Below are 14,059 nucleotides of genomic sequence, written 5' to 3' on the forward strand. Positions count from 1 at the left end.
GCGGCAGCAGCAACCTGACCATCACCAGCACCGACAACAACGGCGCCACCGGCTCCCAGGCCTATACCCTGCAGATCAATGGGCTGGCGCCAGTGGCCGGTGCAGTCAGCGCCACGGTGGCGGCCAATAGCAGCAACAACAGCATCACCCTCAACCTCAGTGGCGGTGCTGCCAGCAGCGTTGCGGTGTCCACCGCCGCCTCTCATGGCACGGCTACCGCCACGGGCACCAGCATCACTTACACCCCAACTGCCGGTTATTCCGGCAGCGATACCTTCGCCTACACCGCCACCAATGCCAGCGGCACATCGAGCCCGGCTACTGTGACCATCACCGTCAGCGCGGCCAGCTTGAGCATCAACCCGGCCAGCCTGGGCGCGGGTACCACCGGCACGGCCTACAGCGCCACCCTCAGCACCTCCGGCGGCACCGCGCCCTATACCTACAGCATCAGCAGCGGCGCCCTGCCCGCAGGCTTGACGCTCAATACCAGCAGCGGGCTGATCAGCGGCACGCCCAGCGCCAACGGCGTCGCCAACCTGAGCATCAGCGTCACCGACGCCCATGGTGCCAGCGGCACACGGGCCTACTCGATCAGCATCAGCGCCGTGCCGATCACCGTACCGGCCAGCAGCCAGATCCTCGCCGCGGGCCAGGAAACCACAGTCGACCTGACCCAGGGCGCCACCGGCGGCCCCTTCAGCCATGCGACCCTGGGCACTGTCACCCCGGCCTCGGCCGGGCGGGTGACGATGCGCGGCCTGTTCGCGATGCATTTCGTGCCCTCGGCGGCCTTTGCCGGCACCGCGGTGGTCAGCTTCAACCTGCACAACGGCGCTGGCTCCAGCGCCGCCAGCACCGTGAGTTTCATCATCCAGCAGCGTCCGGACCCGTCCCGCGATGCCGAGGTGATCGGCCTGCTCAATGCCCAGAGCCGCGCCGCCGAGCGCTTTGCCAGCACCCAGATGGACAACTTCAACCAGCGCCTGGAGCAGTTGCATCAAATGCGCTGCGACCGCAACTCGTTCAATGCCAGCCTGCGCAAGGACGGCAGCAATGTACCCCTGGGCGAGATGGCCAAGGCCATCGAACAGCAACTGGGTGCCCCGGCGAACCAGAGCGAAGAGCGCAAGCGCCAGGCCGCAGCCGCGGCGCAGGACGACTGCCAGCCAGAAGCCCTGGCGTTCTGGAGCGACGGTTTCATCAACACTGGTTCGACCCATGCCCGCGGCGCCCAGGACAACAGTTTCACCACCATGGGCCTGAGCGCCGGTGCCGACTATCGCCTGGCACCCGGTATCATCGCCGGGGTCGGTATCGGCTACGGCACCGACCGCAGCGAGATTGGCGAACACAAGACCCGCAGCGACGCGGACGCCATAGGCATCGCTACCTACCTGAGCCTGAACCCGGCCGCGCAGTTCTACCTCGACGGCTTGCTGGGCTATAACCGCATCAGCTTCGATTCGCGCCGCTACATCACCGGCAGTGCCAACGACTACGCCCGTGGTTCGCGTGATGCCGACCAGTTGTTCGCCTCCCTCACCGCCAGCTACGAGTACCGTCAGGGGCCGCTGTCGCTGACGCCCTATGGCCGCTTCAACGCCAGCAGCACCCGCCTGGATGCCTTCAGGGAAAGCGGCGGCGGCCTCTATGGGCTGTCCTACGAGGAGCAGCGTCAGCAGAACTTCACCTCCTACCTGGGTATGCGCAGCGGCTACGACCTGATGACCCGGGTCGGCGTTGTCACGCCCAAGGTCGGGCTGGCCTGGGGTCACAACTTCAGCACCAGCAGCGACTACAAGATGCGCTACACCGACCAGGGCAGCGACGGCATCCTCTACCGCCTCAAGCCCGATGCCCAGGACAGCGACTTCGCCAGCCTGGACATGGGGGTGGACTTCAACCTCGGTCGTGCCTGGCAATTGGGCTTCTCCTACAAGACCGCCCTGGGTGCCGATGAGCGCAACGACAGTTTCCGCCTGGGCCTGAACGGAAAATTCTAACGACCGGGCACAGGCTAAGGCTCGCCAGCCGGGGGATGCAGCAGGAAATGCCTCCCCCGCAAGCACAGGCAAAAAACCCGCCGCAACCAGGCTGCGGCGAGTGCTTGAGTTGAAAGGACGAGTGTTTTTTTCGATTGTCGACGGTGGTCGAGCGCTGCAACCTGAGCTGCAGCGCGTTGAGTGGCGAGGGAGCTTGCTCCCGCTCGGCTGCAGAGCAGCCGTAACCCCCGATTCTTCCTGATGCACCGCACCGGCAGGTATGGGCCGCGCTGCGCACGCCAGCGGGAGCAAGCTCCCTCGCCACGGGTGGCTGGCGCTTAGCTGCTGGGCAGAATGCCGTTCTCGATCTCCTGGGTGGTGCGTTCCACGGCGCGGCGGGTCTTGTCCACCAGTTCGTCGATATCGCCGCGGGTGGCCACCAGGGCCGGGGCCATGATCATCCGCCCCAGGGTCGAACGAATGATCAACCCCTCTTCAAAGCCCAGGGTCCGGCAACGCCAGGCGATGTCGTTTTCGTTGGCGAAACGCTTGCGGCTGGTCTTGTCCTCGGCAAACTGCAAGGCCGCCACCAGCCCCGTGCCCTGGATCTCGCCAATCAACGGATGCTGGCCGAACACTTCCCGCAGGCATTGCTGCAGGTAGGGGCCGGTGTCGTGCTTCACTCGGGTCACCACCCCCTCATCGCGCAGGGCCTTGAGGTTGGCGATTGCCACCGCCGCCGCCACCGGGTGCCCGGAATAGGTCAGGCCATGGGCGAACACCCCGCCCTGCTCCACCAGCACCTGGGCGATGCGCTTGCCCAGCACCAGGCCGCCCATGGGGATATAGCCCGAGGTCAGGCCCTTGGCGATGGACAGGGTGTCGGGCTCGAAACCGAAGTGCTGGTGGGCGAACCATTCGCCGGTGCGGCCGAAACCGCCAATCACTTCGTCGGCGCACAACAGCACGTCGTACTGGCGGCAGATGCGCTGGATTTCCGGCCAGTAGCTTTCCGGCGGGAAGATCATGCCGCCAGCGCCCTGGAACGGCTCGGCAATAAAACCGGCGACGTTCTCGGCCCCCAGTTCGAGGATCTTTTCCTCCAGCTGGCGAGCGCAGCGCAGGCCGAACTCGGCAGGCGTGAGGTTGCCTTCATGGGCGAACCAGTAAGGCTCGTCGATATGCGCCACATCCGGAATCAGCCCGCCCATCTCGTGCATGAACTTCATCCCGCCCAGGGCCGTGGCCGCCAGGGTCGAGCCGTGGTAGCCGTTCCAGCGGCCGATCATCACCTTCTTCTGCGGCTGGCCGAGGATCTGCCAGTAACGCCGCACCGTGCGGATCAGCACCTCGTTGGCCTCGGAGCCGGAGTTGGTGTAGATGGCGTGGCTGTAGTGCCCGGGCAGCAGGCTGAACAGCAGCTCGGAAAGCTCCACCACCGCTGGGTGGGTGGTGTGGAAGAACAGGTTGTAGTACGGGAGTTGCTCGAGCTGGGCGCTGGCGGCGGCGGCCAGGTCCTTGCGCCCGTAACCGAGGTTGGTGCACCAAAGCCCGGACATGCCGTCCAGGTAGCGCTGGCCGTCGTTGTCCCACAGGTGCAGGCCCTGGCCACGGACGATCACCCGCGGGCCTTCGGCGTTCAGCGCCTTCTGGTCGAGAAAGGCATGGATATGGTGCGCGGCGTCCAGCGCCTGGTAGTCCTGGGTGCTGCGCTGCGGGTTGGGGATGGAAGCGCTCATGGTCGTTCTCCTGCAGGGTAAGCGGGTTCAAGGGAGGATTCGGTAGCCGCAACGGGAGTGCCTGGCAGCAGCGGCTCGGGGACGAACAGCGGCTTGCCCATCACCCACTTGATCCACACCACGGCAATCAGCGAGATCACCCCGAGCACCACCCCGGCGCTGCCGAAGATCCGCGCGGTCATCTCCGGCGATGGCGACACGTGGTAGATCGCAAACAGCATGCCGACGATGCCCAGCACCTGGGGCCAGGGGTAGAACGGCGAACGGAACGGCCGCGGCGCATCGGGGTAGCGTCGGCGCAGGGCGATCACATCGATATGCACGATGATGTAGGCCAGCAGCCAGGCCAGGGCCGCGGCAAGCAGCAGCAGGCTGATGGAATCCGGGTCCTGGCCCAGCAGCAGGATCGGCAAACCGGTCAAGGCGGCGATAAACAGCACCGCCACCCAGGGCGTGCGGCTGCGCGAACTCAGGCGCTTGAACTGGGGAAACGCCTGGCCGTTCTGGGCCATGCCGTAGAGCATGCGCGGCAAGGCCGCCAGGGACGAGTTGACGGTGCTGCAGGTGGCGGTGAGCACCGCGCCCACTAGGCACAGCTTGCCGGTTTCGCCGAACACCGAGGTGGCGAACAGAAAATGCGGCAGCGGGTCGCTGGCCAACTGCTCCCGGGGCACGCACAACAGGGCACCGAGGCAGTACAGGGTGATCACCAGGAAAATGATGCTCAGGCCGATGATCATCGAGCGCGGGATATTGCGTTCGGGGTCGCGGGTTTCCTCCACCAGCGGGCAGACGAACTCGGCGCCGACAAAACCCCAGATGGCCATCGCCGCCAGGGCCAGGGCGCCCACTTGCATGGGGTTCCAGCCCTGCTCCAGGGGCAGTTGCAGGTCGGCCTGGGCACTGCTCAGGGCCCCCAGGCCGAGGGTCAGCAGGATCACCACCATCACCACCGCCAGCAGGGTTTGCAGCCGGGCGAAGACATCGATGCCCAACAGATTGAGCAAGGTGAAGCTGGCAAGCACCCCATAGGCCACCAGCATCGGCGGCAATGCGCCGGGGTAGACCTTGCCAATGATCAGGTCCAGCAACAGCAACTCGGCGGACAGGGCGAACATCGCCACCACCATGTAGCCGGAGAAGGTCGCGAGTATCGCCGGGAAGTGCCCGATGGCCACCTCGGTGTAGCTGCTCAGGCTGCCGGCCCGGGGCACCAGCAGTGCCAGTTCGGAAAACGACAAGGCATAGGTCAGGGCCAGCAGATAGGCCAGCGTCAGCGGCATGAAGAAGCCCAGCCCGGCCATCCCCGCCCCTTGCAGCATCAGCACCATCACCCCCTGGGACACCACCAGGCCGACGGCCACCGAGACCAGCGAGCCCAGCCCCAGGACCCGGCGCAAACCACCGCTTGGCGTGGGGCTCGAGGCCCCGATGGAGACATTTGCAGTCATGCCACACACTCCCTTTCTTATTGTTGTGGGCCTGCCACCGGGGTGGCAGGTGCAACGACCTGGTTGTCATTGGGTGCAGGGGGATGGTGCGTCACCGCGGGCCAGAGGAAAAATACTAAAAATATGCTCCAGTCCCATGAAAAAGCTCGGCAGCCAAAGTGGCGACCAAGGTGCAAGGAAGGCTGCGCCTTCCAGCGCGAGCAAGCTCGCTCGCCACCGGGCTTGTAAGCGCTTGCAGCTGGCAACTGCCCTACTGTGGCGAGGGAGCTTGCTCCCGCTCGGGCGCGCAGCGGCCGCAAACCCTGAATCCGCGAGCCACCTGACAGACCACGGATTCAGGCCCTGGGAAGGCTGCGCCTTCCAACGCGAGCAAGCTCGCTCGCCACTGGGCTTGTACAAGCGCTTGCGGCTGGCAACTGCCCTCCCGGTCATCCTTCCAGCCAGTCGCCCAGGCGCAGCAGCATGGCGTCGCAGGCGTGCAGCTGTTGCAGGCTGATGAACTCGTCCGGCTTGTGGCCCTGATCCATGCTGCCCGGGCCACAGACCACCGTAGGGATGCCGGCCTGATGAAACAGCCCGCCTTCGGTGCCGAAGGCCACCGTGGCAAATTCCCGCGTGCCGCACAGCAGCGCCAGCAGTTCTGCGGCCTCGCTGTCGGCGGCGGTGGCCAGGCCCGGGTAGGCACTCAGGGGTTGCAGCTCGATACCGCAGTCGGCGTGCACGGCCTGCATTCGCGGCAACACCTCAGCCACTGCGTAGCCTTGCAATTCATCCACCACGGCCTGGGCGTCGGCATCGGGCAAGGTGCGCACTTCGAAATCGAACTGGCACTCTTGCGGCACTATATTCAGCGCCCGACCACCCTGGATCAGACCGGTTTGCACGGTGGAATACGGCGGGTCGAAACGCGGGTCGTGGTGCTCGGGTTGCGCCAGCCGGTCGCCGATCTCCCCCAGCTTGCCGATCAGCCGCGCGGCGTACTCGATGGCATTCACTCCATAGGGCGCGTAGGCCGAATGGCAGGCCGCGCCGCGCACCTGGCAACGCATGGCCAGCTTGCCCTTGTGGCCGAGTACCGGACGCAATTCGGTGGGCTCGCCGATCAGGCACAGCAGGGGTTTGTGCGGCCGCTGCTGCAATCGTTCGAGCATTGGCCGCACGCCCAGGCAGCCCACCTCCTCGTCGTAGGAAAACGCCAGATGCACCGGCAGGCGCAAGCGGCGCCGGAGCAACCCCGGCACCGCTGCCAGCACCGAGGCGATAAAGCCTTTCATGTCGGCCGTGCCGCGGCCGTACAAGCGCCCTTCGCGCTCGCTCAGGACAAACGGCTCGACACTCCAGGCCTGACCATCCACCGGCACCACATCGGTGTGTCCGGACAGCACCACCCCGCCACGGTCCTCCGGGCCAATGCTGGCAAACAGGTTGGCCTTGGTCCCCTCCGAGTTGTAGATCAGCTCGCTTTGCACCCCGTGGCTGGCCAGGTAGTCGCGGATGAAACCTATGAGTTCCAGGTTGGAATCGCGGCTGACGGTGGCAAAACCCACCAGCCGCGCCAGCAACTCGCGGCTGCTCGGCTCATTCATTGCCCGGCACTCCATAGCTGGGGGCCGCGGTGGGGTCCAGGGCGCGGGTCAGGTAGTCGTGCATCTGCGGGCGGTAGGCCTGCCACAACGCGGACAGCTGGCCGATGGGGTCTGCATCGGCCCAGTCCACCCGCAGGTCGACAATGGGCCAGGTCAGGTCGTCCACCACCATCAGCGCCGCCGAATGCACCGGCCCGGCCTCGCCACCGGCCGCCATGGCGCCGTGCATGGCCGCCAGCAGCCGCTCGATGAGAATCCCCGGGGTGCTTTCAAAGGCCTGCACCATGGCTTCTATCACCCCCTGGTTGGCCAACAGGTTGCCGGCAGCCACGCACTGCTCGCCGGCCAGGGCATTGTGCGTGCCCAGGGCCTGCTGGCCGCTGAACAACGCGGTGCGGCCCTGGCCGTCGATCACCGTGACCTGGCGGTACTGGCTCCAGCCATTGCTGGCCAGGGCCTTGTCCAGGGCTGCGGCGGGATCCAGCCGCTGGTTCTCCAGCAGATCGAGGATCTGCGGCCCCAGGGCCGGCAAGGTGACGTTCTGGGTCGCCACCGCGCCAACGCCGGCCCGCACCCAGGGGCAGCGGGCACCGACGGCGATGCTCGAGGAACTGATGGCAATGCCCAGCTGGCCGGTTTCGGCGCAGCGTCCAACGATGGAAAAGGTCATGCAAACTCCTTGGCCCGCTCGGGCCGCTGGGCCGCCCGGGCTCGCGCCGTGGGCAGCCGTGGGTTTATTCGGGAATCACCGCGATCACATCGATTTCCATCAGCCACTGCGGCTGGCCCAGGGCAGCCACCACCAGCCCGGTGGAGATCGGGAATACCCCCTTGAGCCACTTGCCCACCTCCTGGTACACCGGCTCGCGGTAGCGCGGGTCGGTGAGGTAGGTGGTGGTCTTGACGATATGCGCAAGCTCGCTGCCGGCCTCTTCCAGCAGTTGCTTGACGTTCTTCATGGCCTGCTCGGCCTGGGCCCGAGGGTCGCCCAGGCCCACCAGGTGGCCGTCGAAATCGGTGCCGACCTGGCCGCGCACATACACCGTGTTGCCGGCGCGCACTGCCTGGCACAGGTCGTTGTCCAGGGTCTGGTTGGGGTAGGTGTCGCGGGTGTTGAACATGCGGATACGGGTATGAGTCGACATCAGTGGGCTCCCACGTGGCTGAGGTCAGGGCTCGGCGCCACGGCGGCTGCCGAGGTCGGCCGGGATAGGTTGTAGGCCTGGTACTTGCGCTGGGTGGCGATGTGGTCGGCGATATGCTTGGCGTCGTGCCACACCCCCCAGATAAACGACGAGCCACGGCGCGACAGCCAGGGCAGGCCGAGGAAATAGACGCCCGGCTCGCGGGACACGCCGCGCTGGTGCAGGGGCTTGCCCTGCTCGCTGAAGGTATCCACCTGCAACCAGGAAAAATCCACGGCGTAGCCGGTGGCCCAGATGATGGAGGCGATGCCGGCGGCGGCCAGGTCCAGTTCCAGGATCGGCCGCTTCACGCAGTCCGGGTCCGGCAGGCGCCGGCGTGCCTCGGGCTCGGGGGGCAGGTCCAGGCCGTTGCGGGCGATATAGGCATCGGCGGCGTCCAGCAGGGCCAGGTAGTTCTCGTCGCCCCGGGCCAGGTTGTCCAGCAGGTCGGGGCGGAAGGTCACGCGCTCACCGTCGAAGGCCTGGGTCAGCCCCACCAGGGTGATGCCCTGTTGGGCCAGGGCACGAAAATCAATGGTCTGGCCACCCCGGGCGCCACTCACGGCAATGGTCACGTGCTCGCGGCCGGGCTTGGCGATCTCCGCGTCCCATTCGCCCAGCACCCCGAGCCACCAGCAGAAATCCCGCTGGCGGTAGGAACGCGGCGGCCGATCATGGGCGCCCACCGAGAGGTAGACCTGGCGCCCCGCCCGCTGCAGTTCATCGGCGATCTGCACCCCGGACGACCCCGCCCCCACCACCAGCACCGCGCCTTCGGGCAACTGCTGCGGGTTGCGGTAGGCCGCGGAATGGAGCTGCTGCACCCGACCGCCCTGGGGCGCGATCGGCGGAATCACCGGGCGCTGGAACGGCCCGGTGGCGGCCACCACCCGATTGGCCTGGATCAGCCCTTCGGAAGTTTCCACAGTAAAGCCCGGGCGACCGATATTGCGCTGCACCTTGCGCACTTCCACACCGGTACGGATCGGCGCATTGATCTGCCGCGCATAGGCTTCGAAATAATCCGCCACCTCATCCTTGGCCGGGAAAGCATCGGCACCGGTGGCAAATTCCCGCCCCGGAAAACGGTCGTGCCAGGCCGGCCCGTTGGCCACCAGCGAATCCCAGCGGCCGCTGCGCCAGGCTTCGGCGATGCGGCTGCGCTCCAGCACCAGGTGCGGCACCCCGAGCTTGCTCAGGTGCTCGCTCATGGCCACGCCGGCCTGGCCGGCACCGACCACCAGGGTATCCACGTGCAGTTGTTCTTGGGTCATGGGTCTGTCCTTCTTAGGTGACTGTGGGCACCGCCCGGGGGTTGGGCGCCCCGGACGGCTACCAGGGACAAGGCGGATGCGACAGATGGTGCGACAGCGCCCGAAGAAGGAAAAATATTAAAAATGTGCTCCCTGGCTAACAAAAAACGAGGCAGGCAGGTGCCGCCAGGCCCCGGGCGACGGGGGCTTCCCGGGGCTGCCGCCGATCGGCGCACAGCCCCCTGCCAGGGCTGCGCACAGCGCTCCCCCGGGCCTCGGCAACGATGGCCCATGGAAAACCCATTTCCGCGCTTTCGATCTGCGGGCACTGAAGGCACAATGCGTACCTTTTTGGCTGGCCCTGCCGGAGAATCATCAGATGATCAAGACGCCGTACTACCTCATCGACAAACAGAAGCTGCTGGTCAACATGCAGAAGATTGCCTATGTGCGCGAGCAATCCGGCGCCAAGGCCCTGCTGGCCCTGAAGTGCTTCGCTACCTGGTCGGTGTTCGACCTGATGCAGCAGTACATGGACGGCACCACCTCTTCGTCGCTGTACGAGCTCAAGCTGGGCCGGCAGAAATTCGCCGGCGAAACCCACGCCTACAGCGTGGCCTGGGCCGACGACGAGATCGAGGACATGCTCGCCAACTGCGACAAGATCATCTTCAACTCCATCAGCCAGCTGCAACGCTTTGCCGACGCCAGCCAGGACAAGGTCCGCGGCTTGCGGGTCAACCCCCAGGTCAGCAGCTCCGACTACCTGCTGGCCGACCCGGCACGGCCCTTCAGCCGCCTGGGCGAGTGGGACCCGGCGAAGATCGAGCAGGTGATCGAGCAGATTTCCGGCTTCATGTTCCACAACAACTGCGAGAACGGCGACTTCGGCCTGTTCGACCAGATGCTGACCACCATCGAGGAACGCTTCGGCCACCTGCTGCACAAGGTCGAGTGGGTGAGCCTGGGCGGCGGCATTCACTTCACCGGCGAGGACTACGCCCTGGACGCCTTCTGCGCGCGCCTCAAGGCCTTCTCCGAGCAGTACGGCGTGCAGGTCTACCTGGAGCCGGGCGAAGCCGCCATCACCCAGAGCGCGTCCCTGGAAGTGACGGTGCTCGACACCCTGTACAACGGCAAGCACCTGGCCGTGGTGGACAGCTCCATCGAAGCCCACATGCTCGACCTGCTGATCTATCGCCTGAACGCCAAGCTGTCACCGAACGTGGGTGAACATACCTACATGGTCTGCGGCAAATCCTGCCTGGCCGGGGACATCTTCGGCGAATACCAATTTGATCGTCCGCTGGCCATCGGCGATCGACTGTCGTTTATCGATGCGGCGGGTTACACCATGGTCAAGAAGAACTGGTTCAACGGTCTGAAAATGCCGTCCATTGTCGTGAAGCAACTCGATGGCAGCGTCGAGGTGGTTCGCGAGTTTGGTTTCGACGACTACCTGTCCAGCCTTTCCTGAGCGGACAGACACGAGGAGAAGTAAATAAATTGAAGAAGAATGTTCTTATCATTGGTGCAGGAGGTGTCGCCAAGGTGGTGGCCCACAAGTGCGCGCAGCACAACGACGAACTCGGTCGTATTGCTATCGCGTCGCGCAACATCTCCAAATGCCAGGCCATCATCGACAGCGTCAAGGCCAAGGGCAGCCTCAAGCAGCCTGCAGAAATCAAGGCCTTCGCGCTGAATGCACTGGATATCGAAGCGACCAAGGCGCTGATCCGCGAGACCGAATCGCAGATCGTCATCAACGTCGGTTCGGCCTTCCTCAATATGTCGGTGCTGCGTGCCTGCATCGATACTGGCGTGGCCTACCTGGACACCGCGATCCACGAAGAGCCGGGCAAGATCTGCGAAACGCCGCCCTGGTACGGCAACTACGAGTGGCAGCACCTCGAGGAATGCCAGCAGAAGAACATCACCGCCATCCTTGGCGTGGGCTTCGACCCGGGCGTGGTCAACGCCTATGCGGCCCTGGCCAAGCAAGAACATTTCGACCGCATTGATTCGATCGACATCCTCGACGTCAATGCCGGCTCCCATGGCAAGTATTTCGCCACCAATTTCGACCCGGAAATCAATTTCCGCGAATTCACCGGACAGGTCTGGAGCTGGCAGGACAGCCAGTGGACCAGCAACAGCATGTTCGAAGTCAAGCGCACCGACGACCTGCCCGTGGTCGGTTCGCAGAACCTGTACCTGACCGGCCACGACGAAGTGCACTCGCTGTCGAAGAACCTCGACGTGCCCAACGTGCGCTTCTGGATGAGCTTCGGCGAGCACTACATCAATGTGTTCACCGTGCTGCGCAACCTCGGCCTGCTTTCCGAGCAACCGGTGAAGACCGCCGAAGGCCTGGAAGTGGTGCCGCTCAAGGTGGTCAAGGCGGTACTGCCCGACCCGGCTTCCCTGGCCCCCGGCTACACCGGCAAGACCTGCATCGGTGACCTGGTCAAGGGCAGCAAGAATGGCCAGCCGCGCGAGGTGTTCATCTACAACGTGGCCGACCACGAGGAAGCCTACGCCGAGACCGACAGCCAGGGTATTTCCTACACCGCCGGCGTACCGCCTGTGGCTGCGGCCCTGCTGGTAGCCCGTGGCGAGTGGGACGTGCAGCGCATGGTCAACGTCGAGGAGCTGACGGCCAAGCCGTTCCTCAAGGCGCTGGACCAGATGGGCCTGCCGACCCGGATCAAGGACGAGCACGGCGACCGTCCGTGGGACGCCGCCCTCTGATCCACTAGCAGCACCCGGGGGCGCCGGCAACGGCGCCCTCTGTTTCGCGGCTTTGCGCTTCTTTCATGGGTGCGTCATCAAGGCATTTTTGTGCGACAGATCGCACTTCAGGGGCTCCCGTCCCAATCCTTTGCGGTGTTAGCTTGGCCAGGCTTTCGAGCAACAGCTCGGACAGCTCCAACCCACCGTCTGCAAAGGAATGCCTTGCGTAATGGACTTCTCTCTCAAGCACCTGGCCGCGGCCAGCCTGATGCTCGCCAGCCTGACCTCGTTCACCACCACCGCCCAAGCCAATATCAGCCCGCAGCAGAACGCGGCCATCCTCAACCACTTCGCCAAGGCCCAGGTCGACGACTTCCGTGAGTTCCTCGGCAGCCTGGCCAAGAGCCCGCTGGCCAAGAGCGAGCACCTGGCGCCAAGCATCGACGCCTTCCTGGCCAACCAGAGCCTCAATAGCGAACAGCAGAACGAGATCCATCGCCTGCTGGGCCTCTATGCGCGCATCAAGTACGGCGCGGCGGCCACCGAAACCCTGCGCGAGCTGGTAGCCATTCCCACCGTCCGTGTCGACGGCGTGGAGCAGCACGACAACCCCGAATTCCACAAGATCGCCGACAAGATCAAGGACCTGGCCCAGGGCTTCGGCCTGAAGTTCCGCAACGTCGACAACCGGGACTACGAGATCTCCCTGGATGGCAGCGGCGACGAGCTGGTGGGCATCCATGCCCATGCCGACGTGGTGCCGGTGACCCCGGAGAACTGGGTGCTGGCCGACGGCACCCGGCTCGATCCGTTCAAGGTCACGCAGATTGGCGAGCGCCTGTATGGCCGTGGCACCGAGGATGACAAGAACGGCATCGTGGTGACCCTCTACGCCATGAAGATCATCAAGGACGAGAAGCTGCCCCTGGCGCGCCACTTCAAGCTGCTGGTGGACACCACCGAGGAAACCAGCGGCGATGCCATCCCCTACTACCTGGAACGCAACCCGACGCCCGACTACAACCTGGCCCTGGATGGCACCTACCCGGTGGTGATCGCCGAGAAAGGCTACGGCACGGTGATGGCGAGCTTCCCGCGTCGCCCCGCCGAGGGCCAGGGCGCCGAGATCACCGGGCTTACCGGTGGCCTGGCCACCAACCAGATCCCCTCCACTTCGGTGGCCAGCTTCAACACCGAGCAGCCGGCACAGCTCGCCGCCGCCCTGCAACAGGCCGGCAGTGAATACGCCAAGCGCAACGGCGGCAACTTCCAGGTGACTGCCAAGGTGCTCGACCAGGGCGTGCAACTGACGGTGACGGGGGTCTCGGCGCACTCTTCGAAACCGGAGTCCGGGGTCAACCCGGTGGCGCGGATGCTCGACCTGATCAATCGCCTGGACGGCAAGGTGGCGCTCAAGCACAACGCCTTCACCGATGCCGCACGCTACGCCGCCGACAACTGGGGCCTGGACTATGAGGGCAAGCAACTGGGCATAGGGTTCAGCGATGCCCTCATGGGCCCCTTGACCACCTCCCTGACCCAGGTTGCCGTGGATGAGCAGACCCTGAAGCTGGCAGTCAACCTGCGGGTGCCCAAGGGCAAGACGCCAGAGGTGCTCAAGAGCGAGATCGACGACAAGCTGGCTGCCTGGCGCAAGAACCACCAGGTAGCGGTAAGCATCGAGACCAAGGTCGACGCCGCCATGTACCGCAACCCCGAAGGCGAATGGGTCAAGGCGCTGCTGGCGGTGGCCAGCGAAAACCTCGGCATGCCGCAGAAGTTCGGCACCTCCCCCGGCGCCACCTCGGTGCATGAACTGCCCAACGGCGTGCAATTCGGCCTGGCGCGACCCGAGTTCAAGTACACCGGCCACAACGACAACGAGTTCAAGACCCAGGAGCAGTTCCTCCTGGACTTGCAGATCGTCACTGAGATGATGGGCCGCATCGGCCAGTTGCCCAAGCTCTGAGCCTCACCGGGCCCCGCCACCCGGGCGGGGCCCTGCTCGCCTGCGCGCCTCTGCCCAGGGTCGCGCAGTACCTGCATCAGCAACCCGCAAAATTCTTCCCTGTCCGTGCGTAACGAAGCCCGAACCTGCGACGTATACATATCCAAGCCCTGGGCAATT

10 protein-coding genes are annotated in these 14,059 nt (G+C 65.2%); 4 read left to right on the forward strand and 6 right to left on the reverse strand.

Annotated features, from left to right (window positions below):
• The coding region (locus J4P02_RS20665) for an autotransporter domain-containing protein (RefSeq protein ID WP_426193666.1) at positions 1-2,006 on the forward strand (2,006 nt) is incomplete at its 5' end.
• A gap of 317 nt (positions 2,007-2,323) precedes the next feature.
• On the opposite strand, the gene J4P02_RS20670 is transcribed toward J4P02_RS20665, so the two are convergent.
• The 6 genes from J4P02_RS20670 to J4P02_RS20695 form a co-directional block, all read right to left on the reverse strand.
• The gene (locus J4P02_RS20670) at positions 2,324-3,724 is read right to left on the reverse strand and encodes an aspartate aminotransferase family protein (protein ID WP_426193668.1); all 1,401 of its coding nucleotides are present in this window, start codon (positions 3,722-3,724) and stop codon (positions 2,324-2,326) included.
• Complete coding sequence (locus J4P02_RS20675; protein WP_426193670.1) at positions 3,721-5,175, reverse strand: APC family permease; 1,455 nt, start codon at positions 5,173-5,175, stop codon at positions 3,721-3,723. The genes J4P02_RS20670 and J4P02_RS20675 overlap by 4 nt, the downstream gene beginning before the upstream one ends.
• Positions 5,176-5,603: 428 nt before the next feature.
• Positions 5,604-6,761, reverse strand: coding sequence for an acetylornithine deacetylase (gene argE, locus J4P02_RS20680; protein WP_426193672.1), 1,158 nt, complete (start codon positions 6,759-6,761; stop codon positions 5,604-5,606).
• On the reverse strand, positions 6,754-7,431 hold the full coding sequence (locus tag J4P02_RS20685) for a DUF1028 domain-containing protein (RefSeq protein WP_426193674.1): 678 nt from the start codon (positions 7,429-7,431) through the stop codon (positions 6,754-6,756). The genes argE and J4P02_RS20685 overlap by 8 nt, the downstream gene beginning before the upstream one ends.
• Positions 7,432-7,495: 64 nt before the next feature.
• Positions 7,496-7,906 carry a RidA family protein gene (locus J4P02_RS20690; RefSeq protein ID WP_426193676.1) on the reverse strand — a complete coding sequence of 137 codons (411 nt, stop codon included), beginning with the start codon at positions 7,904-7,906 and terminating at the stop codon, positions 7,496-7,498.
• The gene (locus J4P02_RS20695) at positions 7,906-9,219 is read right to left on the reverse strand and encodes a flavin-containing monooxygenase (protein ID WP_426193678.1); all 1,314 of its coding nucleotides are present in this window, start codon (positions 9,217-9,219) and stop codon (positions 7,906-7,908) included. Before J4P02_RS20695 ends, J4P02_RS20690 begins: the two co-directional genes overlap by 1 nt.
• 358 nt (positions 9,220-9,577) lie before the next feature.
• Between J4P02_RS20695 and J4P02_RS20700 the strand changes: the two genes are divergently transcribed.
• From J4P02_RS20700 to J4P02_RS20710, 3 genes are all read left to right on the forward strand, one after another.
• Complete coding sequence (locus J4P02_RS20700) at positions 9,578-10,675, forward strand: carboxynorspermidine decarboxylase (protein ID WP_426193680.1); 1,098 nt, start codon at positions 9,578-9,580, stop codon at positions 10,673-10,675.
• A 29-nt stretch (positions 10,676-10,704) separates the two neighbouring features.
• Positions 10,705-11,949, forward strand: a complete 1,245-nt coding sequence (locus J4P02_RS20705; RefSeq protein WP_426193682.1) for a saccharopine dehydrogenase family protein — start codon at positions 10,705-10,707, stop codon at positions 11,947-11,949.
• Between the two features lie 211 nt (positions 11,950-12,160).
• Positions 12,161-13,900, forward strand: coding sequence for a dipeptidase (locus J4P02_RS20710; RefSeq protein WP_426193684.1), 1,740 nt, complete (start codon positions 12,161-12,163; stop codon positions 13,898-13,900).
• Positions 13,901-14,059: the final 159 nt, after the last annotated feature.

The sequence above is a fragment of the Pseudomonas sp. NFXW11 genome (assembly GCF_049887815.1).
Taxonomy (GTDB): Bacteria; Pseudomonadota; Gammaproteobacteria; order Pseudomonadales; family Pseudomonadaceae; genus Aquipseudomonas.

What these genes read in the sequence shown, in the direction of transcription:
- J4P02_RS20670 (WP_426193668.1), bottom strand. Translation starts at nt 3,724, where the DNA reads ATGAGCGCTTCCATCCCCAACCCGCAGCGCAGCACCCAGGACTACCAG.
- J4P02_RS20675 (WP_426193670.1), bottom strand. Translation starts at nt 5,175, where the DNA reads ATGACTGCAAATGTCTCCATCGGGGCCTCGAGCCCCACGCCAAGCGGT.
- argE (WP_426193672.1), bottom strand. Translation starts at nt 6,761, where the DNA reads ATGAATGAGCCGAGCAGCCGCGAGTTGCTGGCGCGGCTGGTGGGTTTT.
- J4P02_RS20685 (WP_426193674.1), bottom strand. Translation starts at nt 7,431, where the DNA reads ATGACCTTTTCCATCGTTGGACGCTGCGCCGAAACCGGCCAGCTGGGC.
- J4P02_RS20690 (WP_426193676.1), bottom strand. Translation starts at nt 7,906, where the DNA reads ATGTCGACTCATACCCGTATCCGCATGTTCAACACCCGCGACACCTAC.
- J4P02_RS20695 (WP_426193678.1), bottom strand. Translation starts at nt 9,219, where the DNA reads ATGACCCAAGAACAACTGCACGTGGATACCCTGGTGGTCGGTGCCGGC.
- J4P02_RS20700 (WP_426193680.1), top strand. Translation starts at nt 9,578, where the DNA reads ATGATCAAGACGCCGTACTACCTCATCGACAAACAGAAGCTGCTGGTC.
- J4P02_RS20710 (WP_426193684.1), top strand. Translation starts at nt 12,161, where the DNA reads ATGGACTTCTCTCTCAAGCACCTGGCCGCGGCCAGCCTGATGCTCGCC.